General features: G+C 73.1%; 22 protein-coding genes. 7 read left to right on the top strand and 15 right to left on the bottom strand.

The features are described 5' to 3' along the window. Both ispD and AB0B20_RS07045 read right to left on the bottom strand, forming a co-directional pair. Complete coding sequence (ispD, locus tag AB0B20_RS07050; RefSeq protein WP_357385530.1) at positions 1-696, bottom strand: 2-C-methyl-D-erythritol 4-phosphate cytidylyltransferase; 696 nt, start codon at positions 694-696, stop codon at positions 1-3. A gap of 53 nt (positions 697-749) precedes the next feature. Continuing rightward, positions 750-1,235, bottom strand: a complete 486-nt coding sequence (locus AB0B20_RS07045; protein ID WP_013288937.1) for a CarD family transcriptional regulator — start codon at positions 1,233-1,235, stop codon at positions 750-752. A gap of 327 nt (positions 1,236-1,562) precedes the next feature. Here AB0B20_RS07045 and AB0B20_RS07040 point away from each other — a divergent pair, with 327 nt between their 5' ends. Then, positions 1,563-2,258, top strand: coding sequence for a hypothetical protein (locus tag AB0B20_RS07040; RefSeq protein ID WP_357468876.1), 696 nt, complete (start codon positions 1,563-1,565; stop codon positions 2,256-2,258). A gap of 19 nt (positions 2,259-2,277) precedes the next feature. Here AB0B20_RS07040 and AB0B20_RS07035 read toward each other — a convergent pair whose 3' ends face one another. From AB0B20_RS07035 to AB0B20_RS07020, 4 genes are all read right to left on the bottom strand, one after another. After that, positions 2,278-2,874 carry a hypothetical protein gene (locus AB0B20_RS07035; RefSeq protein ID WP_357468873.1) on the bottom strand — a complete coding sequence of 199 codons (597 nt, stop codon included), beginning with the start codon at positions 2,872-2,874 and terminating at the stop codon, positions 2,278-2,280. A 39-nt stretch (positions 2,875-2,913) separates the two neighbouring features. Next, a complete protein-coding gene (locus AB0B20_RS07030) occupies positions 2,914-3,963 on the bottom strand; it encodes a type III polyketide synthase (RefSeq protein ID WP_357468870.1) in 1,050 nt (349 codons plus the stop codon). A 96-nt stretch (positions 3,964-4,059) separates the two neighbouring features. Then, positions 4,060-5,226: an acyl-CoA dehydrogenase family protein gene (locus AB0B20_RS07025; protein ID WP_357468867.1), complete on the bottom strand. Its 1,167-nt coding sequence runs from the start codon at positions 5,224-5,226 to the stop codon at positions 4,060-4,062. A gap of 40 nt (positions 5,227-5,266) precedes the next feature. Continuing rightward, the gene (locus AB0B20_RS07020) at positions 5,267-6,022 is read right to left on the bottom strand and encodes a methyltransferase domain-containing protein (protein WP_357468864.1); all 756 of its coding nucleotides are present in this window, start codon (positions 6,020-6,022) and stop codon (positions 5,267-5,269) included. Positions 6,023-6,067: 45 nt separating this feature from the next. Between AB0B20_RS07020 and AB0B20_RS07015 the strand changes: the two genes are divergently transcribed. The 4 genes from AB0B20_RS07015 (at position 6,068) to disA (ending at position 10,662) form a co-directional block, all read left to right on the top strand. Further along, on the top strand, positions 6,068-6,898 hold the full coding sequence (locus tag AB0B20_RS07015) for a UbiA family prenyltransferase (RefSeq protein ID WP_357385518.1): 831 nt from the start codon (positions 6,068-6,070) through the stop codon (positions 6,896-6,898). Positions 6,899-7,039: 141 nt separating this feature from the next. Beyond that, complete coding sequence (locus AB0B20_RS07010; protein WP_357468861.1) at positions 7,040-7,789, top strand: hypothetical protein; 750 nt, start codon at positions 7,040-7,042, stop codon at positions 7,787-7,789. Between the two features lie 103 nt (positions 7,790-7,892). After that, the gene (radA, locus tag AB0B20_RS07005; RefSeq protein WP_357468858.1) at positions 7,893-9,341 is read left to right on the top strand and encodes a DNA repair protein RadA; all 1,449 of its coding nucleotides are present in this window, start codon (positions 7,893-7,895) and stop codon (positions 9,339-9,341) included. 130 nt (positions 9,342-9,471) lie between these two features. Next, a complete protein-coding gene (gene disA / locus AB0B20_RS07000; protein WP_349880028.1) occupies positions 9,472-10,662 on the top strand; it encodes a DNA integrity scanning diadenylate cyclase DisA in 1,191 nt (396 codons plus the stop codon). 8 nt (positions 10,663-10,670) lie between these two features. Here disA and AB0B20_RS06995 read toward each other — a convergent pair whose 3' ends face one another. The 3 genes from AB0B20_RS06995 to AB0B20_RS06985 form a co-directional block, all read right to left on the bottom strand. Continuing rightward, complete coding sequence (locus AB0B20_RS06995; RefSeq protein ID WP_357468853.1) at positions 10,671-11,441, bottom strand: hypothetical protein; 771 nt, start codon at positions 11,439-11,441, stop codon at positions 10,671-10,673. Between the two features lie 105 nt (positions 11,442-11,546). Continuing rightward, complete coding sequence (locus AB0B20_RS06990) at positions 11,547-12,110, bottom strand: peptide deformylase (protein WP_357385508.1); 564 nt, start codon at positions 12,108-12,110, stop codon at positions 11,547-11,549. Continuing rightward, positions 12,107-12,619: an ACT domain-containing protein gene (locus AB0B20_RS06985; protein ID WP_357385506.1), complete on the bottom strand. Its 513-nt coding sequence runs from the start codon at positions 12,617-12,619 to the stop codon at positions 12,107-12,109. Before AB0B20_RS06985 ends, AB0B20_RS06990 begins: the two co-directional genes overlap by 4 nt. Before the next feature lie 95 nt (positions 12,620-12,714). Between AB0B20_RS06985 and AB0B20_RS06980 the strand changes: the two genes are divergently transcribed. After that, a complete protein-coding gene (locus tag AB0B20_RS06980) occupies positions 12,715-13,614 on the top strand; it encodes an A/G-specific adenine glycosylase (RefSeq protein ID WP_357385504.1) in 900 nt (299 codons plus the stop codon). Between the two features lie 190 nt (positions 13,615-13,804). On the opposite strand, the gene AB0B20_RS06975 is transcribed toward AB0B20_RS06980, so the two are convergent. The 3 genes from AB0B20_RS06975 to lysS form a co-directional block, all read right to left on the bottom strand. Then, positions 13,805-16,342: an ATP-dependent Clp protease ATP-binding subunit gene (locus AB0B20_RS06975; RefSeq protein ID WP_357468850.1), complete on the bottom strand. Its 2,538-nt coding sequence runs from the start codon at positions 16,340-16,342 to the stop codon at positions 13,805-13,807. A gap of 550 nt (positions 16,343-16,892) precedes the next feature. Next, positions 16,893-17,243 (bottom strand): Lsr2 family protein, encoded by a 351-nt coding sequence (locus AB0B20_RS06970; RefSeq protein WP_013288952.1) that lies wholly within the window; start codon positions 17,241-17,243, stop codon positions 16,893-16,895. Positions 17,244-17,361: 118 nt separating this feature from the next. Beyond that, positions 17,362-18,870 carry a lysine--tRNA ligase gene (lysS, locus tag AB0B20_RS06965; protein ID WP_357385502.1) on the bottom strand — a complete coding sequence of 503 codons (1,509 nt, stop codon included), beginning with the start codon at positions 18,868-18,870 and terminating at the stop codon, positions 17,362-17,364. Positions 18,871-18,964: 94 nt separating this feature from the next. Between lysS and AB0B20_RS06960 the strand changes: the two genes are divergently transcribed. Then, positions 18,965-19,711, top strand: a complete 747-nt coding sequence (locus tag AB0B20_RS06960; protein ID WP_357468847.1) for a class I SAM-dependent methyltransferase — start codon at positions 18,965-18,967, stop codon at positions 19,709-19,711. An 80-nt stretch (positions 19,712-19,791) separates the two neighbouring features. On the opposite strand, the gene AB0B20_RS06955 is transcribed toward AB0B20_RS06960, so the two are convergent. The 3 genes from AB0B20_RS06955 to AB0B20_RS06945 are packed head-to-tail and all read right to left on the bottom strand — an operon-like array spanning position 19,792 to position 23,200. Then, positions 19,792-20,550: a type III pantothenate kinase gene (locus AB0B20_RS06955; protein ID WP_013288955.1), complete on the bottom strand. Its 759-nt coding sequence runs from the start codon at positions 20,548-20,550 to the stop codon at positions 19,792-19,794. 9 nt (positions 20,551-20,559) lie between these two features. Continuing rightward, entirely contained in the window at positions 20,560-21,456 is an 897-nt protein-coding gene (gene nadC, locus AB0B20_RS06950; RefSeq protein ID WP_357468844.1) for a carboxylating nicotinate-nucleotide diphosphorylase, read from the bottom strand. A gap of 46 nt (positions 21,457-21,502) precedes the next feature. Beyond that, positions 21,503-23,200 (bottom strand): L-aspartate oxidase, encoded by a 1,698-nt coding sequence (locus AB0B20_RS06945; RefSeq protein ID WP_357468841.1) that lies wholly within the window; start codon positions 23,198-23,200, stop codon positions 21,503-21,505. Positions 23,201-23,256: the final 56 nt, after the last annotated feature.

Genomic DNA, 23,256 nt, shown 5'->3' with positions numbered 1-23,256 from the left:
TCAGGCGCCGGTGGCAAGCAGGTGTTCGGCCAGGGCCAGGTCGAACGGGCGAGTGATCTTCAGGGCCAGCTCGGAGCCGGGTACGCAGGTCACCGCGCCCCCCTGCTTCTCGACCAGCCCGGCGTCGTCGGTGAGCGCGTCACCAGCCGAACTGTGGGCCGCGATCAGCACCGACCGACGGAAGCCCTGCGGCGTCTGCACCGCCCGCAGCGCTGACCTGTCGACAGTGCCGAGCACCCGCTCGGCCGCGTCGACCTCCTTGATCGTGTCGACCACCGCAAGCACCGGGATCACCGCGTCGTGCCCGTCGCGGACCGCCGCGGCCACCGACTCGACCAGGTGGGGCGGGGTGAGCGCGCGGGCCGCGTCGTGCACCAGGACGATGTCCGGGCCGGCGGGAACTGCTGCGAGGGCCGCCGCCACCGACGCCTGGCGTTCGGCGCCACCGGGTACGACTGTCACCGGGGCCACGGGGTCGAGCATCGCGCGTACCGCCTCGACTTCGGTCGCCGGTGCGGCCACCACGATCGTGTGCACCGAGGGCGCGGCGGCGATCCGGCGGACCGCGTGCACCAGTAGCGGCTCACCGGCGAGCAACCGGAGTGCCTTGGGGGCGCCGGGTCCGAGGCGTACGCCGGCACCTGCCGCAGGAACGAGGACCGCGACGTCACCGCGCGGATTGAGCTGCGCGGTCACGTCGCGGTCCTCGGATTCGTTCGCTGCGGGGTGGGTAGAGGCAGAGGCGTGGATCAGGCCTCGGTCAGCACCTTGTCGAGCAGCGTCTCGGCCTCGTCCTTGGTGCTCTTCTCCGCCAGCGCGACCTCGCCGACGAGGATGTCACGAGCCTTGGCGAGCATCCGCTTCTCGCCCGCCGACAGGCCCCGCTCCCGCTCCCGGCGCCACAGGTCGCGGACGACCTCGGCCACCTTCAGCGGGTTGCCGGAGGCCAGCTTCTCCAGATTCGCCTTGTAACGCCGCGACCAGTTGGTCGGCTCCTCGGTGTGCGGTGCACGGAGCACGTCGAAGACCTTGCCCAGGCCCTCTTCGCCAACCACTTCGCGCACACCCACGATCTCGGCGTTCTCGGCGGGCACCCGGACCGTCAGGTCACCCTGCGCGACCCTCAGGACGAGGTATTCCCTGGGCTCGCCCTTGATGACCCGAGTCTCGATTGCCTCGATGAGTGCGGCCCCGTGGTGGGGGTAAACAACGGTCTCGCCGACACTGAAAACCATAGGTTCGAAACCCCTTTCGCTGTGTCTAGGGTAACACGCTCAGGCACCGATGTCTCACCGCTGTCCTGATCGTTGGCGCAGCTCAGGGGCCCTGTGAGAGGTATTTCTTCAGCTTGACAGGCGGTCAAACCGATGCTTTCGACACGCTCCGTGAGGAACACGTGACAACCCGGTAAGGGTGACGGGAGCGTCCGGATCTAGGGCTATGCGCTCCTTCCATGGTAGCTCCGCAACTCCATCCGCGCCCAGGTGTGGCGTTACGGCGGCCGGTGCGGGACGCTAATGAGGGACGTGACGTCCGCTCACCGAGACGTTCCTGGGGGTCCGATGGGCGTGCCTGACGCTGACGGCCAGGGGCCGCCGGACGGGCTCCCCGGCCTGCCCCCGGAGTGGGGACGGGTGGTCGTCCCGGACGACGCCTCGGCGCTCGCCGACGAGGCCCGGCAGGTCCGCCGGGAGCTGCGCCGCGCGCGGCGGGGCTCCGGCCGGCGTACGACTCCGGCCCGGCTCGGGCTGCCGGTGCTGATCCTGCTCGTGTCGGTGCTCGTCACGCTCGCCGGGCTGGCCGCCGTCACATGGCCGCGTACCGGCACCCGGTCCGGTGCGCCGACGGTGCTCCCGCGCTCCACCGCCGCGCCGCAGCCGGTCGGCCCGCTGCCCGCGCTGGACCTGGTCGGCGCGGACGACACGCCGGTGCCGCTGCGCAGCCTGCTGCCCGCCGTGATCATCCTGGTCGACGCCTGCGCCTGCGCCGAGCAGGTCGGCACCGCGGCACGCGCCGCCCCGCCCGGCGTCACCGTGGTCACCGTGACCGAGGGCCGCGGTGCCGGGCCCGCGAGCGTCCCGGGGGTACGCCCGCTCGGCGACCCGGCCGGCGGCCTGCGCTCCTACCTGCACCTGTCGCCCCACCCCGGCACCGCCGCCGCGCTGCTCGTGGACCGGCAGGGCACGCTGGTGCGGGTGGTGCCGGAGCTGGGCCCGTTGTCGGCCTACGGCGCCGACCTCGCCCGGCTGGGCGGCTGAGCCACCGGCCCGACCGCGCTCAGTAGAGCGCTTCGAGCCGGGCGTCCAGTTCGGCCCGGCCGCGTACACCGCTGAACCGCACCAGCACCGGTGCGCCCGTGCCGCCCAGCACGGGCAGCTCCAGCCGCCCGCCGCACCGGAGCACCCGCCGCGCGTCGCCGTCCCCGGCGCCGGAGAGCCGGACGGCGACCACACCGTCCCCCGAGCAGCTCACAGTCAGCCGGTAGTCGTCGCCGCGCGAGGGGTTCACCTGCCGTACGACGGGTGGGCCGTCCGGCGTCAGGCTTGACGTCTCCCGCCACACCACGTGCGACATCCTGAGCACGCGCGCGGTGCCGTCCGCCTCCACCCGCATCACCACCGACCGCTCCGGCTCGGTGACCGCCCCACGGCGCACCCCCGGCGGCAGATCGCTTCCCGGGCGGGACGGCCAGACGGCGCCGGTCGGCGGGTCGACCATCACAGTGCGGAAGAGCGCCTCGGCACTCGCGGCCGGTGCCGCGGTGGCCGGACCGGGCTCCGGTGCCGCCGCCCGCCACCAGGCCGCGCCGGCGGCCAACGCCAGGGCGGTCAGCACGGCCAGCGGTACCCGCCCGTCCCGCTCGTCGGAGGCCATGACGGCAGCGTATCGGCGCGGCCGAGGCGGGGCGAGCCGTCAGCCCACCCGTTCCAGCAACACCGCGTAGAGCGTCAGGCCCGGCCCGAACGCGAGCATCACCACCCAGCGCGGGGACGGCTCCGCGCGCCACAGCCGGTCCAGGATCAGCAGCACCGTCGGGGACGAGCAGTTGCCGTGTTCGGCGAGCGTGCCCCGGGACGCGTCGAGCCCGTCCGGCGGCAGGGCCAGCTCACGCTCCACCACGTTGAGGATCCGCGGACCGCCCGGGTGCACCGCCCAGCCGTCCACGTCGGAACGTTCGCACCCGTGCCGCGCCAGCAGGTCGTCGATCAGCGTCCGGACATGCCGGGAGAGGACCTGCGGCACCTTCGGCGACAGCCCCATCCGGAAGCCGGTGTCGGTGACGTCCCAGGTCATGTGGTCGGCAGTGGAGGTGTCGGTGACCGAGGTGACCTCGCGCAGCGCGTACCCCCGGCCGCCCGGGACGACCACGGCGGCGACCGCGGCGTCCGAGAACAGCGCGTGGGAGACGATCTGCTGGGTGTCCACCCGGGCGCCCGGCGGCTGGATGTGCAGGCTGGTCAGCTCCGCGCAGAGCAGCAGCGCCGGCCGCCCCCGGGCGGTGACGAAGTCGCTCGCCGCGCCCAGCCCGGGCAGGGCCGCATAGCAGCCCATGTGCCCGACGAACATGCGCTGGGTGGCGGGAGACATGCCGAGGTCCCGGGCGAGCAGGATGTCCAGCCCCGGGGTGGCGTACCCGGTGCAGGAGCAGACGATGAACAGCCCGATGTCGGCGGCGTCCAGGCCGGCGGCGGTGAGCGCCCGGCCGACCGCCTCCTTGCCCAGCGGCAGCGCCTCCACCTGGTAGCGGCGCATCCGGCGCTCGGTCGGCCACTCCGAGACGTCCTCCAGCAGCGGGTTGACCGCCGCCTGCCGCCGGGTCACGCCGGAGTTCGCGAAGATCCGCTCGGCCAGTGCCCGGGTGTTCCCCTGGAAGTGCCCCGCGAAGAAGCCCGTCCACAGCTCGTCCTGCGCCGCCGCCGGCGGTTGTGCCGTACCCAGACCCGCGATCACCGGTATGCCCACGTCCCCACCCTCGCCCTTCACTCGCACCGACTCTGGTCACCGTGCCGCTTTTCGTCAGCGACTGCGGGGCTCGCAAAACCGGCTCACTCCTCGCGCTCACCAACGAGGGAGCGTGCTGTCCCGGTCCGGGTCGCCGCCCAGCGCGGCGATGCCGAGCCAGTCGGCGCACACGTCGGACGTGGCCGGATGCAGCGAACCGCAGCGGGCGTCCCGGTAGAGCCGCTCCAGCGGATGCCCGCGCCGCGTCGCCGAGGTGCCCGCCGCCTCCAGCATGGAGGCCGCGACGTCGGCCGCGGTGGTGCCGGCGAGCAGCTTGGCCCGCCACACCCAGCGGTTCGTCTCGGCGTCGCCGGGCGCCTCGTCGACCCGCCGGGCCGCCTCGGCGACCACCAGTTCGGCGGCGGCGGTGGCCGCGTCGGCCCGGCCCAGACGGGCCCGCACGGCGGGCAGGCCGGCCAGGTTGCGCGCGTTGAGGTGCTCGGCCGCGGCGTCGACGGCGGCCCGGGCCACGCCGACGTAGACCGCCGCGTAGCTCGCCACCAGCCAGTGCGGCATGAGCTGGGCGACGACCAGGGCCAGCCCTTCGACGCCGCCGAGCAGCCGGTCGGCCGGGACCGTCACGTCCAGGTGCACGTCGTGCGAGGAGGTGGCCCGCATGCCGAGCGAGTCCCAGGTGGGCTCGACGGTGATCCCGTCCCCGGCCGGGACCAGGAACTGCGACACCACCGACTGGTCGGCGGCGCTGCGGGCGGCCACCAGGTAGCCGTCCGGGTGGCCGGCCCCGGAGCAGAACGTCTTGCTGCCCTTGATGTGCCAGCCACCCTCGACCGGCTCGTAGACGGTGCTGAGCTGGGACAACCGGGCGCCGGCGCCGCGTTCGCTCATCGCGACCGCGTACCAGGCGCCGTCGGCCGCCGCGCGCAGCAACCGGTCCCGCGCCGCCAGCGCCTCGTCCGGTACGCCGAGCGCCTCGGCCAGTTCCTCGGTGACCGCGCCCAGCGCCCCGGTGACCGAGGCGTGCATGTTGAACACCAGCGCGGTCGCGCCGTTGCCCCGGGCCAGTTCGGTGGCGACAGCTGCGTACTCGGCGAAGCTCGCGCCCGCGCCGCCCAGCTCGGGGGGCACCATCAGGCCGAACAGCCCTGCTTCCCGCAGGTCCGCGAAGTCGTCCACGGGGAACGAGCCGTCCCGGTCGTGCCCGGCCGCGCGGGCGGCCAGTCGCGGCGCCAACCGGCGGGCCGCCTCCAGCGCGTGCACAGTCATGTCGCCCCCTTCTCGCGTCCTTTACCCCGGGCGGCCCCGGCTACCCGCTCCGGCGCCCCCAGCCCTGGTACAGCACCGCCGTCGACCGGGTCGGCACGATGCGCGGTTCGGTCCGGCCCGGACGGTCGCCGCCGCGCATGCGGCGCAGCAGCCACGCGAGCGTCCCGCCCAGCTCCGGGCGGACCCCGCGCACCGTCAGCGACACGCCGTGCCGGGCGCACTCGGCGACCAGTGCGCGGGCGTCGACGAACAGCCGCGGGTCGTGGATGCCGCGCGGCACCGTGGGCAGCCGTTCGCCCAGCTCCACCGCGACCAGCCGGGCCAGCAGCGTGTCGTTGAGCGTGTCCAGCACCAGCAGGCCGCCGGGTCGCAGCAGCCGGCACGCCTCGGCGACCGCCCGCCGCCAGTCCGGTACGTGCTCCAGCACCTCCCCGGCGGAGACCACCGCGGCGCAGCCGTCGGCCAGCGGCACCGCCGTCGCGTCGCCCTGGATCACGGTCACGCCGTGCTTCGCGGCCTGGTCGAGCGCGGAGCGGGTCAGGTCCACCCCGACGTGGTGGTAGCCCTTCCCGGCCAGGTGCGGCGCCAGCAGCCCGGCGCCGCAACCCAGGTCGACGAGCGGATCGTCCGGCGTGGACGCCGGAGGCACGAGTGCCGCGCGCGCCCGCGCCAGCCAGTGCAGCATCGCGAACGCTCCGTCCGGCCGCCACCACTCGCCGGCCAGGTCGTCGTACTGCCGGGGGTCGTTCGGCGGCAGCACCCGGTACGGAGTGGACACCGGGGACGCGTCGGGCATGCGTCGAGCGTGGCACGACTGCCCGGTAACGACCAGACTTCCGGTATGTCGACACGGGTGTCAGGGCTCGTCCGGGCGAGCCATCCGGAGCCGGCGGCGGCGGTCACCGTGGTCGCCGCGCTGCTCGCCGCCGGTGTCGGGCACTCCGCGGCCGGTGTCGTCGCGGTGGGGCTGACGGTGCTGGCCAGTCAGCTCGCGGTCGGGTGGAGCAACGACCTGATCGACGCCGACCGGGACGCCGCGGTGGGGCGTACCGACAAACCGGTGACCACCGGCGCGGTGGCCCGGCCGACGCTGGCCCGCGCCACCGCGGTGGCCGCCCTCGCCGTGCCCCTGCTGGCGCTGGCCGGCGGCCCGGCCGCGGCGGCCTGCGCCACCCTGGGCCTGGTCTCCGCGCTGCTCTACAACCGGCCGCTGAAGTCGACGCCGGTTTCGGTGCTGCCCTACGCGGTCTCGTTCGGCGCGCTGCCCGCGTTCGTGGTGCTCGCGCTGCCCGGCTCGCCGGCGCCCCCGGTCTGGCTGGTGGCCGCCGCCGCGCTGCTCGGCGCCGGCGCGCACTTCGCCAACGTGCTGCCCGACCTGGCCGACGACGCCCGGACCGGGGTGCGCGGGCTGCCGCACCGGATCGGGCCGGTGGGCAGCCGGCTGGCCGCCGCCGGGCTGCTGCTCGCGGCCACCGTCACGCTGGTCCTCGGCCCGCCCGGGCCGCCGTCGTGGACCGGCCTGTCGGCGGTCGCCGCCGCCGTCGCCGTGCCGGCGGCCGGCTGGTACGCGGGACGCTCCGCGCCCGGACGCTCGGCGGCCGCCTTCCGGGCGGTGCTGGTGGTGGCGCTCATCGATGTGGTGCTGCTGGTGACGAGCGGCCGGGTGGTCTGAGCAGGTCCCTCCGAGGTGGTATTGCCGGGTCCGCGTGCGGGCCTCGATCAGCTCCAACTACCCTGGAGCGCGGTCTGCGCGGGTATGGCCACCCCGTGCCCGGTGGTCGACCGGGCGGGGATCGTGACGAGGAGGACCGACGTGACGCGCTCGATCAGGGGTTCCCGGGGGCCGGCCCTGCTGCTGGCCGGCACGGCGGCGGCGGCGCTGCTGCTGTCCGGGTGCGGCGCCGGGCAGATTTCCGAGACCGCCAACAAGATCCCGTCGGTACAGGGCGTCAACGTCCAGACCTCCGACAACCTCTACAAGGTGCGCGGGCTCTACGTGCAGTTCCCGGGCCCCAAGGGCTACGAGGCCGGGTCGAACGCGCCGGTCAACGTGGTGATCTACAACGACAGCGAGAAGCCGGTGACCGTGACGGTCACGACCGACAGCGCGCGGGAGATCGTGCTCACCGGTTCCGGCGCGGGCGAGAGCGGCGCGGCCACCCCGACCGGTTCGCCCACCGAGCCGGTGACCACCTCGCCGACCGCGTCCGACCCGAGCGCCTCGCCGAGCCAGTCGCTGGAGGTGACCGGGTCGCCGTCGGCCAGCCCGTCGCCGAGCGAGAGTGAGTCCGCGCCCGCCGGTCAGCCGGCCCGGATCGAGATCCCGGCGCTCAGCTACGCCCAGCTCAACGCCGGCAACCCGCGGTTCCTCCAGCTCGTCGGCCTGAACGAGAAGCTGCTCGTCGGCCAGCAGGTCAACCTGACCTTCGACTTCGGCGACGGCAAGGTCGTCAAGACCCCGGCCCCGATCGGCATCCCGCTGACGGCGGAGGCCACGCCGTCGAAGATCGTGAACCCGCGTGAGCACGCCGGTGAGGACGGCGGCGCCGAGGGCGGCCACTGACCTCCCCCTCCTTCCGTCGGCACCGCCGCCGTGGCCAGCGCCACGCCGGCGGTGTCGCCGTTTCGGGTGGGCTTTCGTCGTACGGGCCGGTTAGCGTCCGGTGGTGACCTCGCCCCGATCGACCCCCTCCCGTGCCGGCGCCGGCCGCGGTCGCGCCGCCACCCGCGACCCCCGCCCGGCCTACGAGTGCGACGCCTGCGGCCACCAGCCGCCGAAGTGGGTGGGCCGGTGCCCCGAGTGCGGCGAGTGGGGCTCGGTGGTCGAGTGCACGGTCACCGGCCCCATGGTCTCCGGCCGGGTGGTCAGCTCACGGATGCCGGCCGAGCCGGCCCGGCCGATCGCCACGATCAGCGCCGCGCCCGCCCGGGCCCGCCCCACCGGCGTCAGCGAGCTCGACCGGGTGCTCGGCGGCGGGCTGGTTCCCGGCGCTGTGGTGCTGCTCGCCGGTGAGCCCGGCGTGGGCAAGTCGACGCTGCTGCTCGACGTGGCACAGCAGTGGGCGGCCGGTGCCGGCAGCCCGTCGCTGGTGGTCAGCGGCGAGGAGTCGGTCAGTCAGGTGCGGCTGCGCGCCGAGCGGATGGGCGCGCTGCACGACCAGCTCTACCTGGCCGCCGAGAGCGACCTGTCGGCGGTGCTGGGCCACCTCGACGCGGTCAAGCCAGGCTTGCTGGTGCTCGATTCGGTGCAGACCATCTCGACCACGGGCACCGAGGGCGTGCCGGGCGGCGTCACCCAGGTCCGCGCGGTCACCGCCGCGCTGGTCGCGGTGGCCAAGGAGCGCGGCATCGCCACCGTGCTGGTCGGGCACGTCACCAAGGACGGCCAGGTGGCCGGTCCCCGGGTGCTGGAGCACCTGGTCGACGTGGTGCTGCACTTCGAGGGCGACAAGCACTCCTCGCTGCGCATGGTGCGCGGCGTGAAGAACCGCTTCGGCGCGGCCGACGAGGTGGGCTGCTTCGAGATGCACGAGGGCGGCATCAGCAGCCTGGCCGACCCGTCCGGGCTGTTCCTGACCCGCTACTCCGAGCCGGTGCCGGGCACCTGCGTGACGGTGGCGATGGAGGGGCGCCGGGCGCTGGTGACCGAGGTGCAGGCGCTGATCGGGGCAACTGTCGCCGGCTCGCCCCGGCGCACCGTCTCCGGCCTCGACAGCGCCCGGCTCGCCATGGTCCTCGCGGTTCTCCAGCGCCGCACCGAGCGGCTCACGCTGCACGACCGGGAGGTCTTCGCCGCCACCGTCGGCGGCATCCGGGTGGTGGAGCCGGCGGCCGACCTGGCCGTGGCGCTCGCCGTCGCGTCCGGCGGGCTCAACCTGGCGCTCAACCCGCATCTGGTGGCCATCGGCGAGGTGGGCCTCACCGGCGAGGTCCGCCGCGTCGGCGCGGTCCCCCGCCGGCTGGCCGAGGCCGCCCGGCTCGGCTTCCGGCTGGCCCTCGTGCCGCCCGGCTGCGGGCCGGAGAGCAGCGGCGCCGGGCCGGAGAACATGCGGGTGATCGAGGTCACCGACGTGCGAGCCGCCCTCCAGGCGGCCGCCCGCGCGTCGGCGGAGTGACACGGGTGGGATCCGCCGGGCGTTTCCGGGCAGGCCACGCAGGCCGCACCGACCCGCCCGAGCCGGGCATCGTGACACATCACAGTAACCACGAGAGCACCCACCGCATGGCAGTCCGTAGACTGTGCCCGTGCCGATCGACCGCGATGCCACAAAGCCCGCAACGGCGACGCCGCACGCCCGTACCGGCGCCGTGAGCGGCAACCCCGCTCGTGCCATCAGCGTGAGCGTCAACGGAAGCGTCGGCGGCGGGGCCGGCGCCGATCCGCTGCGCGCCAATCTCGCCCTGATGGCGCCGGGGACCGCCCTGCGCGACGGCCTGGAGCGGATCCTGCGCGGCCGCACCGGCGCGCTGATCGTGCTCGGCTACGACAAGGTGGTCGAGCAGATCTGCACCGGCGGCTTCCCGATGGACGTGGAGTTCTCCGCCACCCGGGTCCGGGAGTTGTGCAAGATGGACGGCGCGGTGGTGCTCTCCAGCGACGGCACCCGGATCGTGCAGGCCGGCGTGCACCTGATGCCCGACCCGTCCATCCCCACCGAGGAGTCCGGCACCCGGCACCGCACCGCCGAGCGGGTGGCCCGGCAGACCGGCTACCCGGTCATCTCGGTCAGCCAGTCGATGCGGATCATCAGCCTCTACGTGAACGGCCAGCGGCACGTGCTGGACGACTCGGCAGCCATCCTGTCCCGCGCCAACCAGGCGCTCGCCACGCTGGAGCGCTACAAGCTGCGGCTGGACGAGGTCTCCGGCACGCTCTCCGCCCTGGAGATCGAGGATCTGGTCACCGTCCGCGACGCGGTGGCGGTGGTGCAGCGGCTGGAGATGGTCCGCCGGATCGCCGACGAGATCGCCGGCTACGTGGTGGAGCTGGGCACCGACGGCCGCCTGCTGGCCCTCCAGCTCGACGAGCTGATGGCCGGCGTGGACGCCGACCGCACCCTGGTCATCCGCGACTACCTGCCGACCGGCCGCAAGTCGCGCACGCTCGACGAGGCGCTCGTCGAGCTCGACCTGCTCAGCGCCACCGAACTCATCGACCTCGTGGCGGTGGCGAAGGCGATCGGTTACCCGTCCGCCTCGGACGCGCTCGACGCGGCGGTCAGCCCGCGCGGTTTCCGCCTGCTGGCGAAGGTGCCCCGGCTGCCGGTCGCCGTGGTCGACCGGCTGGTGGTGCACTTCGGCAGCCTCCAGCGGCTGCTCGGCGCGACAGTGGAAGACCTCCAGGCGGTCGAGGGTGTGGGCGACGCCCGCGCCCGTGGCGTCCGCGAGGGCCTGTCCCGACTCGCCGAGGCCAGCATCCTCGAACGGTACGTCTGACCGACCGCTCAGCCGGTGACGGTCAGCTTCACCGGCTCGCTGATCTTGGTGCCGACCCGGGCGAACAGCTGGTACGCCCCGATCGCGGCGAACTCACCGCTCGCGACCCCGTTGGCGCACCTGTTGTCCCGCCGGCCGTTCCAGCCCAGCTCGTAGGAGCGCTCGAAGTCCGGCGTGAACGACTGCACATCCGAGCCCTTGCCGGTGCCGCAGGTGTCCGACGACCAGACCTTCTCCGCGCCCGACTTCAGGTACAGCTCCTGGAGATCGGCGCCGACGTCCCGGCTGCACGTACGGTTCGACACGTTCTTGACCTTGAGGCGCAGCGTGACCACAGTGCCCCGCTGGGCGGTGGGCGGCACCGCCACCGGCGTCACCAGCAACTCGGAGTCGGTGCAGGTGCCGTCATCGGAGACCGGCTGGCCGGTGGCGCCGCCGTTGCCGTTGCCACCCCCGTTGTTCACGCCCCCGCCGGTGTTCCCGCCGCCGCTGCTCGCGCCACCGTCGCCGGTGCCGCCGCCGGTGTTCGCGCCGCCGCCGGTGTCGCCGGCCGTCGGTGACGGGCCGCCCGACTGCGGGGTCAGCACCGAACCGGACGGGTCGGGCTGAGCGCCGGCGGAACCGCTCGGGGACGGGTCCGTACCCGGCGCACCGGTGTTGCGGTCCGTACCGGTGCAGGAATAGAGCAGGACAATCAGGAAGAGCAGCCCTGCTCCGAGCACGACGGCACGACGCCGCCAGTACACGGCAGGGGGCAGGGGGCCGACCGTCAGACGCATGATGCGCCTACCGTAGCCGCGCGGCGCACGGCTCGCCGGTCCGACGCGCCGGGAACCCGCCGCGGCACCCGGACAGCCGTCCACAGTGGAGCGCGACGATCACCGTCAGAGGTAGACCTTGCGCTGGTAGATCGCGTGCGCGCCCGCCACCCGGTCGAGGAAGAGCAGCCCCGCGCAGTGGTCGATCTCGTGCTGGAGCGCACGCGCCTCGAAGCCGTCGGTCACCAGCCGGACCGGCTCGCCGCTGCCCGGAAGCACACCCTCGACCACCAGGCGGCTGGCCCGCTTCACATCGCCGGTCAGGTCCGGCACCGACATGCAGCCCTCCCGGCCGGCCTTCCACCGGGACGCCTCCACCACCCGGGCGTTGCAGAGCACGAACGTGCCGTGCACCGTGACCGCCTTCGGATGCCCCGTCACGTCCACCGCGAACACCTGCGCGCTCACCCCCACCTGCGGCGCCGCCAGGCCCACACAGCCGGGCGAGACGCGCATCGTGGCCACCAGGTCGGCGGCGAGGCGCACCACCTCGGCAGACGTCGGGTCGACCTCCGGGCCGGGTTGGCTCAGCACCGGCTCCGGGGCCGTGACCACCGGGCGTACCGCACCGGAGACGCCGAGCTTCTCCGGTGTCCAGCCGCCCAGGCCCGCGTACTCCGGCCCGGTCACAGCAGATCCGTGTCCGCCGGGCGGAGGCTGACCCCCACGCCCAGATCCGCGGCGACCCGGGTGAGCCGGCCGGCCACCTCGTCCGACACGCCGGGCGGCAACTCGACCTCGGCGACCACCACGTAGAGCGAGCCGGTCAGCCGGGTGCTCAGGTCGGTGACGTTCCCGCCCGCGTCGGTGAGCACCCGGGTCATCGCCGCGACGATGCCCATCCGGTCTGCGCCGTGCACCGCCAGCACGTACGGCTCGCCCGTGGGCTCGCTGCCGCCGTCCGGCGTGACAGCGCGTACGGTGGCCAGCAGGTGACCGTCGGCGGCGAGCGGGGCCAGCGCGGCCTCGACGTCGGCGGCGGCCGGGCCAACGCAGATCAGGGTCATCGCGAAGTGTCCACGCAGCCGGGTCATCGTCGAGTCGGTGAGGTTCGCGCCCAGCCGGGCGAGGACCTCCGCGACGTCGGCCACGATGCCCGGCCGGTCCCGGCCGATGACGGTGATCGCGAGCTCGTTCATTCGGACATTCTGCCCCGTCGTCCATGATCGATCGACACCGGCCACCCGCCCGCCCAACCTGCGGGAAAGGCAGTCGTGACATGATCGGCGGCGCGATGTCCGAGCCCACATTCGCCACCCTGGTCAGCCGGTGGTACGAGCGCAACGCCCGCGACCTGCCCTGGCGCAAGCCCGGCATCGGCGCCTGGGCGATCCTGGTCAGCGAGGTCATGCTCCAGCAGACCCCTGTGGTCCGGGTGGTACCCGCCTTCCAGGCATGGCTGGCCCGCTGGCCCGAGCCGCGCGCGCTCGCCGAGGACACCCCGGCCGAGGCGATCCGGATGTGGGGGCGGCTCGGCTACCCCCGCCGGGCGATCCGCCTGCGCGAGTGCGCGGTGGCAATAGTGGAACGGCACGGCGGCGTGGTGCCCGACCGGCTCGACCAGCTGCTGGCGCTACCTGGTGTCGGCACGTACACGGCCCGCGCGGTCGCCGCGTTCGCGTACGGGCAGCGGCACCCGGTGGTGGACACGAACGTCCGGCGGGTGGTGTGCCGGGCGATCGCCGGAGAACCCGACGCCGGCCCCACCACCCGCCCAGCCGACCTGGTCGCCACCGAGGAGCTGCTACCGATCGAGCCGGCCGCCGCCGCGCTCGCCAGCGCCGCGTTCATGGAACTCGGCGCCGTCGTCTGCACCGCCCGTACGCCGCGCTGCGCGGTCTGCCCGGTCGAGTCGAGCTGCGCCTGGCGGGCCTCCGGGCAGGCCGCCCCGGCCGGACCGACCCGCCGGCCGCAGCGCTACGCGGGCACCGACCGGCAGGTACGCGGACTGCTGCTCGCGGTGCTGCGGGAGTCCACCGGCCCGGTGCCGCACCAGCGGCTGGACCAGGTCTGGCACGACGACGTGCAGCGGGCCCGGGCCCTGGCCGGCCTGGTCACCGACGGCCTGGTGGAACCGGTTGGCGAGGAGTCGTTCCGCCTGGCCGGCGACGGCCCCGCCCTCCCCCTCCCCTGACCGCACCCCACCCCACCCGCCCCACCCCCACCCTCACCGCAAGCGGTGATCAAGGAGTTTGTGTCCCCGAGAAGCCCATCGGGAGACACAAACTCCTTGATCAACCGGGTAGGGGCGGGGTGGGTGGGCATGGGCAGGCGACGGCCCCGGTGGCTTTCGCCTACCGGGGCCGTCGCCCTTCGTGCTCTCGTTATGCGGCGTCGTCCGCGCCGGTGGCGGCGGTGCCGCCGAGGTCCGCCGGGACCGCGTCCGGCACGGCGTCCGGCCGGTCCGCACCCCGGAAGACGAGCTTGGACTTGTCGATGTTCTCCGGGTCGCCCTCGCAGTCCACCACCACGATCTGACCCGGGGTCAGCTCGTTGAACAGGATCCGCTCGGACAGGTTGTCCTCGATGTCGCGCTGGATCGTGCGGCGCAGCGGCCGGGCACCCAGCACCGGGTCGAAGCCCTTCTTCGCGAGGTACTTCTTCGCGTTGTCGGTCAGCTCCAGACCCATGTCCTTGTTGCGCAGCTGGCCCTCGATCCGCTGGATCATGATGTCGACGATCGAGAGGATCTCGTTCTCGCGGAGCTGGTGGAAGACGATGGTGTCGTCGATCCGGTTGAGGAACTCGGGCCGGAAGTGCTGCTTGAGCTCGTCGTTGACCTTCTGCTTCATCCGGTCGTAGTTCGACTCGGAGTCCTCCGACTGCTGGAAGCCCAGCGAGACCGCCTTGGCGACGTCGCGCGTACCGAGGTTGGTGGTCAGGATGATGACCGTGTTCTTGAAGTCCACGATCCGGCCCTGGCCGTCGGTGAGGCGCCCGTCCTCCAGGATCTGGAGGAGCGTGTTGAACACGTCCGGGTGGGCCTTCTCGATCTCGTCGAAGAGGACCACCGAGAACGGCCGGCGACGCACCTTCTCGGTGAGCTGCCCGCCCTCGTCGTAGCCGACGTAGCCGGGAGGGGCACCGACGAGCCGGGACACGGTGTACCGGTCGTGGAACTCCGACATGTCGAGCTGGATGAGGGCGTCCTCGCTGCCGAACAGGAACTCGGCGAGCGCCTTGGACAGCTCGGTCTTACCGACGCCGGACGGGCCGGCGAAGATGAACGAGCCGGAGGGGCGCTTCGGGTCCTTCAGGCCGGCCCGGGTACGCCGGATCGCCTTCGAGACCGCCTTGACCGCGTCCTCCTGGCCGATGACGCGCTTGTGCAGCTCGTCCTCCATGCGCAGCAGGCGCGAGGTCTCCTCCTCGGTCAGCTTGTAGACCGGGATGCCGGTCCAGTTGCCGAGCACCTCGGCGATCTGCTCGTCGTCGACCTCGCTGACGACGTCCAGGTCACCGGCCTTCCACTCCTTCTCCCGCTGCGCCTTCTGGCCCAGCAGCTGCTTCTCGGTGTCGCGCAGCTGCGCGGCCCGCTCGAAGTCCTGCGCGTCGATCGCGGACTCCTTGTCGCGGCGCACCTGGGCGATGCGCTCGTCGAAGTCGCGCAGGTCCGGCGGCGCGGTCATCCGGCGGATGCGCATCCGCGCGCCCGCCTCGTCGATCAGGTCGATCGCCTTGTCCGGCAGGAACCGGTCGGAGATGTACCGGTCGGCCAGCGTCGCGGCGGCGACCAGGGCGGCGTCGGTGATGGAGACGCGGTGGTGCGCCTCGTAGCGGTCCCGCAGGCCCTTGAGGATCTCGATGGTGTGGGCCAGCGACGGCTCACCCACCTGGATCGGCTGGAAACGACGCTCCAGAGCGGCGTCCTTCTCCAGGTGCTTGCGGTACTCGTCGAGCGTGGTGGCGCCGATGGTCTGCAGCTCACCACGGGCCAGCATCGGCTTGAGGATGCTGGCGGCGTCGATCGCGCCCTCGGCCGCACCCGCACCGACGAGGGTGTGGATCTCGTCGATGAACAGGATGATGTCGCCCCGGGTGCGGATCTCCTTGAGCACCTTCTTCAGGCGCTCCTCGAAGTCGCCGCGGTAGCGGGAACCGGCGACCAGGGCACCGAGGTCGAGCGTGTAGAGCTGCTTGTCCTTCAGCGTCTCGGGCACCTCGCCCTTGATGATCTTCTGGGACAGGCCCTCCACCACGGCGGTCTTGCCGACGCCGGGCTCACCGATCAGCACCGGGTTGTTCTTGGTGCGGCGGGACAGCACCTGCATGACCCGCTCGATCTCCTTCTCGCGCCCGATGACCGGGTCGAGCTTGCCCTCGCGGGCGGCCTGGGTCAGGTTGCGGCCGAACTGGTCCAGCACGAGGCTGGTCGACGGCGCGGCCTCGCCCGGCGCGGCGCCGGCCGCGGCCGGCTCCTTGCCCTGGTAGCCGGAGAGCAGCTGGATGACCTGCTGGCGCACCCGGTTCAGGTCGGCGCCCAGCTTCACCAGGACCTGGGCGGCGACGCCCTCGCCCTCGCGGATCAGGCCGAGCAGGATGTGCTCGGTGCCGATGTAGTTGTGGCCGAGCTGCAGCGCCTCGCGCAGCGACAGCTCCAGCACCTTCTTGGCCCGCGGCGTGAACGGGATGTGCCCGCTCGGCGCCTGCTGGCCCTGGCCGATGATCTCCTCGACCTGCTGACGCACGCCCTCCAGGGAGATGCCGAGGCTCTCCAGGGCCTTTGCCGCGACACCCTCACCCTCGTGGATCAGGCCCAGCAGGATGTGTTCCGTACCGATGTAGTTGTGGTTGAGCATCCGGGCCTCTTCTTGGGCCAGGACGACAACCCGTCGCGCTCGGTCGGTGAACCGCTCGAACATGCCCTCGTGCTCCTCACGTGCCGTGCGCCTTGATGGTCAGATCTCGGCGGGGCCGGTGCGCGGACGTCCGGGACGGGCGTCCGTGCCTCCTTACTCTATCGCCGCGGACCGCCTCCGCTGAGGTCGTGTGCCCCCGCGAATGACCGTTCCGGCGTCGTTTCTGACAACCGTCCACGCTCAGGAGGTGTTCCGGGACCCCTGCCTGTACGCGCAGAGCGAAATTCGACCGGCGGCCGAACGGCCGGTCGAGGTGGACCCGGTGCGTCGCCGGCGCGTCCGCCGGGTCGTCCACAGCCTGTGGACGCAGTCTCCACCGCCTGTGGACAACCGTCCCCGGCGGAGATTTCTTCCCCGACCGTGGACCGGCCGGCCCGCTCGGGCCGCACCGGCCAGCCGGCGCGGCGCGGCCGAAACGGGACCGCGCGACCGGTCGGGGACGCGGACGCGGAAACAGGACACCAGCGCGCAACAGGACACCGACGCGGAAACGGCGACGCCGCCCGGAGTGGCACTCCGGTCCGGCGTCGCGTCGCCCGTGACGAGGGTGGGGTCAGTGCCCCGCCTTCGCGTGGTACTCGTCCACGATCTCCTGCGGGATCCGGCCCCGGTCGGAGATGTCCTTGCCGGCCTTCTTGGCCCACTCGCGGATGGCCCGGTTCTGCTCGCGGTCGGCGGTCGCCCCGCCCCGGCCCCGAGCGGCCCGGCCACCCACGACCACACCCCCGCGACCGACCTTCGTTCCGTTCGCGATGTACGGCGCGAATACGTCACGCAATTTACCGGCGTTGGATGCGGAGAGGTCGATCTCGTACTGCACCCCGTCGAGCGCGAACTTGACGGTCTCGTCAGCGTCCCCACCGTCCAGGTCATCGACCAGCTTGTGAATGATCTGCTTGGCCACGTCCTACATTCCTTTCGAGCAGGGTTGTGCTCCTGCAATACCCCGAGCACAATAACCCGTCCGGCGCTTGCTCCGTCAATAGGACCGGGTAACGAGCCGGAGAAGGCTTGCGGAGCGCCTACTCGGGCCGGACCAACGGGAACAGGATCGTTTCCCGAATTCCGAGCCCCGTCAGTGCCATCAGCAGCCTGTCGATTCCCATTCCCATGCCTCCGGACGGCGGCATTCCATACTCCATCGCTCGGAGAAAATCCTCGTCCAGCCGCATGGCCTCGTCGTCTCCGCGCGCCGCGAGCTGCGCCTGGGCCACCAGCCGCTCGCGCTGCACGACCGGGTCGACCAGCTCCGAGTACGCGGTGCCCAGCTCGAATCCGAGCACGTAGAGGTCCCACTTCTCGGCCAGGCCCGGCTCGCTGCGGTGGGCCCGGGTCAGCGGGCTGGTCTCCTCCGGGTAGTCCATCACGAACGTCGGCGCCTGAAGGGACGGCACCACCAGTTCCTCGAACAACTCCTCGGCCAGCTTGCCCGGCCCCCACTTCGGGTCGACCGAGAGACCGACCTTGTCCGCGTACTCGACGAGGCGTGCCCTTTCGGTGCGGACGGTGACCTCCTCACCGAGCGCTTCGGAAAGAACACCGAACAGCGACACCGACCGCCACTGCCCGCCCAGATCGAACTCACGCCCGTCGGCGTGGGTCACCACCGTCGAGCCGGCGACCGCCAGTGCGGCCTGCTGCACGAGATTTCGGGTCAGCTCCGCCATCGTGTGGTAGTCGCCGTACGCCTGGTACGCCTCCAGCATCGCGAACTCGGGCGAGTGCGAAGAGTCGATGCCCTCATTACGGAAGTTGCGGTTGATCTCGAAGACGCGGTCCACGCCGCCGACCACCGCACGCTTGAGAAACAGTTCCGGCGCGATTCGCAGATACAGATCCGTGTCGAGCGCATTGCTGTGGGTCACGAATGGGCGGGCCGCCGCCCCGCCGTGCAGCAGTTGCAGCATCGGGGTCTCGACCTCGATGAAGTCCTGACCGTGCAGGGTGTCGCGCAGGCTGCGTACGGCGGTGGACCGGGTGCGTACCATCTGCCGCGCCTGCGGGCGGACGACCAGGTCCACGTAGCGCTGGCGGACCCGGGACTCCTCGCTGAGCGGCTTGTGCGCCACCGGCAGCGGGCGCAGCGCCTTGGCGGTCACCGCCCACTCCTCGGCGAGAACGGACAGCTCGCCGCGCCGGCTGGTGATCACCTCGCCGGTCACGCCGACGTGGTCACCGAGGTCGACCAGGCGCTTCCAGTCCGCCAGCCGCTCGGCGCCGACCCGGTCCAGCGAGAGCATCGCCTGGACCTCGGTGCCGTCACCGTCGCGCAGCGTCGCGAAGCAGAGCTTGCCGGTGTTGCGAATGAAGATCACCCGGCCGGTGACCGAGACCCGGTCGCCGGTGGCGGTGTCGGTGGGCAGGTCGGCGTAGCGCTCCCGCAGCCGCGCGAGCGTGGTGGTGCGCGGGAAGCCCACGGGGTACGGCTCGACGCCCTCGGCGAGCATCCGGTCCCGCTTCTCCCGGCGGACCTTCATCTGCTCGGGAAGGTCGTCGGCGGGGTCTGTTGGCAGGGCGTTCTGCTCGGTCACGGCACGCTTCCTCAGGCCTTGGGGAACATCGGCGGGGTCAGCACATGAGCGTACTCAAGCGCCCGGGCGGCCGTTACGGGATAACCTGCCCGCCATGACCGACCCCACTGCGGCCCTCTCGTTCGGCGCCGCCGCGGCCGAGTACGACCGGTTCCGTCCCCGCTACCCCGAGGCCGCGTTGCGCTGGGCGCTGGACGGGCTGCACGCCGCCCGGGTGGTGGACCTCGGCGCCGGCACCGGCATCCTCACCCGAGGGCTGCTGGCGCTGAGCGGGCCGGTGGCGCGGGTCGTACCCGTGGAGCCCGATCCGGGGATGCGGGCGCAGCTGGCCGCCGCCACGCCTGGCACGACGGCGCTGGCCGGCAGCGCCGAGGCGGTGCCGCTGCCGGACGGGTCGGCGGACGCGGTGCTGGCCGGGCAGGCCTACCACTGGTTCGACAGGGAGCTGGCGCACGCCGAGGTGGCCCGTGTGCTGCGGCCGGGCGGCACGTTCGCGCCGGTCTGGAACATCCGCGACGAGCGGGTCGGCTGGGTCGCGGAGCTGACCCGGATCGCCCACCTCGGCGACAACGCGGGCGACGTGACCCAGCGGTACGCGGACTTCGGCCCCGCCTTCACGGCGGTCGAGGTGGGCGAGTTCGCGCACGCCACCACGCTCACGCCGGACGAGGTGGTGGCGATGCTGCACACCCGCTCGTTCTGGCTGACCGCCGACGCGGACGAGCGGCGGCGGGTGGACGCGGAGCTGGCGGAGCTGTTCGCCACCCACCCCGACCTGGCCGGCCGGGACGCCGTCGAGCTGCCGTACCGCACGATGGTGCTCCGGGCGTGCCGGAGTTGAAGCGGCGGCGTTGAAGCGGCGGCGTTAAGAAGGGGCCCTTCCTCTACCGGAGGCGTTAAGAGGGGGCCCTTCCTTGCACCTCAGACGTTGCGGTCGTAGACCATCCGCAGGCCGATCAGCGTGATCATCGGCTCGTGGTGGGTGATGGTGTGGCACTCGCCGAGCACCAGCGAGGCCAGGCCGCCGGTGGCGATGACCGCCTTCACGCCGCCCAGCTCCTCCGACATGCGCTCGACGATCCGGTCCACCTGGCCCGCGAAGCCGAAGTAGAGCCCGGCCTGAAGGCACTCGACAGTGTTCTTGCCGATCACCGAGCGCGGCCGGGTCGCCTCCACCTTGCGCAACTGGGCGGCGCGGGCGGCCAGCGCGTCGAAGGAGATCTCGATGCCGGGCGCGAACGCGCCGCCGAGGAATTCGCCCCGGCTGCTGACCAGGTCGAAGTTGGTGGTGGTGCCGAAGTCCACGACGATCGACGGCCCGCCGTAGAGCGTGTACGCGGCGAGCGTGTTCACCACCCGGTCCGCGCCCACCTCCTTCGGGTTGTCGATGGCGAGCTGCACGCCGGTCCGCACCCCCGGCTCGACGATCACGCTGGGCAGGTCGGCGTAGTACCTGTCCAGCATGGTGCGCAGCGAGCGCAGCGCGGCCGGCACGGTCGAGCAGGCGGCCACGCCGGTGATCTCCACGGCGTCGCCGGCGAGCAGCCCGCGGAACATCAGGCCCAGCTCGTCCGCGGTGGAGCGGGCGTCGGTCTTGATCCGCCACGAGTGCACCAGCTTGTCGCCGTCGAAGGTCGCCAGCACGGTGTTCGTGTTTCCGATGTCGATGCAGAGCAGCACAGCGGCAGCCTAGACGGCGCGCAGGTCGAGGGCGATGTCCAGGATCGGCGAGGAGTGGGTGAGCGCCCCCACCGAGAGGAAGTCGACGCCCGTCGCGCCGTACTCGGCCGCCATCGGCAGCGTCAGCCCGCCGGTGGCCTCCAGCTCCGCCCGGTCACCCACCGACGCCACCACCTCGCGCAGCTGGGCCGGGGTCATGTTGTCCAGCAGCAGGAACCGCGCGCCCGCCTCGACGGCCTCCACCGCCTCGGCCGGCGTGTCCACCTCGACCTGCACCGGAACGTCGGGGAACGCGTCCCGGACCCGGCGGAACGCGGCGGCGATCCCGCCCGCCGCGAGCTTGTGGTTGTCCTTGATCATGGCGACGTCGTACAGGCCCATCCGCTTGTTCGTGCCGCCACCGGCCCGGACCGCGTACTTCTCCAGCGCCCGCAGGCCCGGCGCGGTCTTGCGGGTGTCGAGCACCGTCGCCTTCGTGCCGGCGAGCGCGTCGGCCCAGGCCCGGGTGTGCGTTGCCACGCCGGACATGCGGGACAGCAGGTTCAGCGCCGTGCGCTCGCCGGTCAGCAGCAGCCGGGTCGGCCCGGTCACGGTCGCCAGCACCTCGCCGCGCGTCACCCGCTGCCCGTCGTGCGCCACAAGCGACACCTCGACCGTACGCCCCGCGCCGGTCACCTCGCCGACCAGCTCGAACACGGCGGCGGCCACCGGCAGTCCGGCCACCACGCCGTCGGCACGCGCCACCAGATCGGCCGTGTCGTGCTGCTCGTCCGGGATGGTGGCCACGCTCGTGACGTCGAGGAAGTCGGGCCCCAGATCCTCGCGCAGCGTGTCGACGATGACGTGCCGGACCCGCTCCGGGTCCAGGCCACCCTCCCGCAGCGCCCGCTCCGTCGGCTCCCTCATGAACTGTGCCTCCTTCGTTCGCGACTGCGGGGCTCGCAAAACCGGCTCACTCCTCGCGCTCACGGGATTCCCAGCGCTCGGCCACCCGGCCGTCCGTTGCCACCTCGGCCACCAGGTGACCCAGCCACCGCTCGTCGGCGGTCGGGAAGTCCTCGCGCCAGTGGCAGCCCCGCGTCTCCTGGCGCGCGTACGCGGCGGCGACCAGCGTCGACGCCACTGTGAGCAGGTTCGTGGCCTCCCAGTCGGCGGTACGCGGCGAGCCCTGCCCCGCGCCCAGCGCGGTGAGCGTGGCGGCGGTGGCCTCCAGCGTTCGCTCCGACCGGAGCACGCCCGCGCCCCGCGTCATCGCCCGTTGCAGATCCGCCGTGCCGGACGCCGGCACCAGCGGACCCGGACCGCCCACCCAGGCGCCGGTCTCCGCCGGGCGAGCCTGCTCGGGCAGGCCGGCGGCGATGTCCTCGGCGATCCGGCGGGAGAAGACCAGCCCTTCCAGCAGCGAGTTGCTGGCGAGCCGGTTCGCGCCGTGCACGCCGGTGCAGGCGACCTCGCCGCACGCGTACAGGCCGGGGATGGAGGTATGGCCGCGCAGGTCCGTCCGGACGCCGCCGGAGGCGTAGTGCGCGGCCGGCGCGACCGGGATCAGGTCGGTCGCCGGGTCCACGCCGATGGCCAGGCAGGACGCCACGATGGTGGGAAAGCGCCGGGCCAGGAAGTCGCCGCCCAGGTGGCGGGCGTCCAGGAACACGTGGTCGGCGCCGGACGCGAGCAGCACCCGGTGGATGCCCTTGGCGACCACGTCCCGGGGGGCCAGCTCGGCCAGTTCGTGCTGGCCGACCATGAACCGCTTGCCGTCGCCGTCGACCAGGTGGGCGCCCTCGCCGCGCAGCGCCTCGGAGACCAGCGGCTGCTGTGCCAGCCCGGCACCCGGGCCGCCCGCCGGCACGATCAGCGCGGTCGGGTGGAACTGGACGAACTCCACGTCGGTGACCGCAGCGCCCGCGCGCAACGCCAGCGCCACGCCGTCCCCGGTGGAGACCGCCGGATTGGTGGTGGCGGCGAAGACCTGCCCCATGCCGCCGGTGGCCAGCACCACCGCGCGGCCGAGGATCGCGCCGACGCCGTCCTCGCTGCCCTCGCCGAGCACGTGCAGTGTGATGCCGCAGGCCGGGCCGAGCCCGCCCGGCCCGTCGCCGGGAGCGCGCAGGAGGTCCAGCACCAGTGCGTGCTCGACCAGCCGGATCCACGGGTCGCGGCGCACCGCGTCGTGCAGCGCCCGCTGCACCTCCGCGCCGGTGGCGTCACCGCCCGCGTGCACGATCCGGTCGGCCCGGTGGCCGCCCTCGCGGGTCAGCATCAGCGAGCCGTCCGGGTTGCGGTCGAACTCCGCCCCGATCCGCATCAGCTCACGCAGCCGGGTCGGCCCCTCGGCCACCAGCGCGCGGACCGCCGCCGGGTCGCACAGACCGACGCCGGCGACCTCCGTGTCGTACGCGTGCGCGGCCGGCGTGTCCGCCGGGTCCAGCACGGCGGCGATCCCGCCCTGCGCCCAGCGGGTGGAGCCCTCGTCCATGTCGACCTTGGTGACCACCGTGACGTGCAGGCCCGCCTCGCGCAGGTGCAGCGCGGCGGTCAGCCCGGCCACACCGGAGCCGACCACGATCACGTCTGTGGTCTCCACCCAGCCGGGGGCGGGCGCGGCGAGCAGCCGGGGCAGCGCCGGCAGGCCGACTGTGGGTAGGTCCATGAGCACAGTCAACCCGAAGCGTCCTCGGCTCGGGCGCGGGGGGCGTGACGAGTGCG

The organism is Micromonospora sp. NPDC049151, from assembly GCF_040648395.1.
In the GTDB taxonomy this organism is placed as follows: Bacteria; Actinomycetota; Actinomycetes; order Mycobacteriales; family Micromonosporaceae; genus Micromonospora.
Note: the sequence above shows the minus strand (reverse complement) of the source record. Positions and strands in the feature narration are given on the sequence as shown.

Coding starts and splice junctions, on each gene's coding strand:
- AB0B20_RS07045 (WP_013288937.1), bottom strand. CDS start 1,235: ATGGTTTTCAGTGTCGGCGAGACCGTTGTTTACCCCCACCACGGGGCC.
- AB0B20_RS07040 (WP_357468876.1), top strand. CDS start 1,563: ATGGGCGTGCCTGACGCTGACGGCCAGGGGCCGCCGGACGGGCTCCCC.
- AB0B20_RS07035 (WP_357468873.1), bottom strand. CDS start 2,874: ATGGCCTCCGACGAGCGGGACGGGCGGGTACCGCTGGCCGTGCTGACC.
- AB0B20_RS07025 (WP_357468867.1), bottom strand. CDS start 5,226: ATGACTGTGCACGCGCTGGAGGCGGCCCGCCGGTTGGCGCCGCGACTG.
- AB0B20_RS07020 (WP_357468864.1), bottom strand. CDS start 6,022: ATGCCCGACGCGTCCCCGGTGTCCACTCCGTACCGGGTGCTGCCGCCG.
- AB0B20_RS07015 (WP_357385518.1), top strand. CDS start 6,068: ATGTCGACACGGGTGTCAGGGCTCGTCCGGGCGAGCCATCCGGAGCCG.
- AB0B20_RS06995 (WP_357468853.1), bottom strand. CDS start 11,441: ATGCGTCTGACGGTCGGCCCCCTGCCCCCTGCCGTGTACTGGCGGCGT.
- AB0B20_RS06985 (WP_357385506.1), bottom strand. CDS start 12,619: ATGAACGAGCTCGCGATCACCGTCATCGGCCGGGACCGGCCGGGCATC.
- AB0B20_RS06980 (WP_357385504.1), top strand. CDS start 12,715: ATGTCCGAGCCCACATTCGCCACCCTGGTCAGCCGGTGGTACGAGCGC.
- AB0B20_RS06975 (WP_357468850.1), bottom strand. CDS start 16,342: ATGTTCGAGCGGTTCACCGACCGAGCGCGACGGGTTGTCGTCCTGGCC.
- AB0B20_RS06960 (WP_357468847.1), top strand. CDS start 18,965: ATGACCGACCCCACTGCGGCCCTCTCGTTCGGCGCCGCCGCGGCCGAG.
- nadC (WP_357468844.1), bottom strand. CDS start 21,456: ATGAGGGAGCCGACGGAGCGGGCGCTGCGGGAGGGTGGCCTGGACCCG.
- AB0B20_RS06945 (WP_357468841.1), bottom strand. CDS start 23,200: ATGGACCTACCCACAGTCGGCCTGCCGGCGCTGCCCCGGCTGCTCGCC.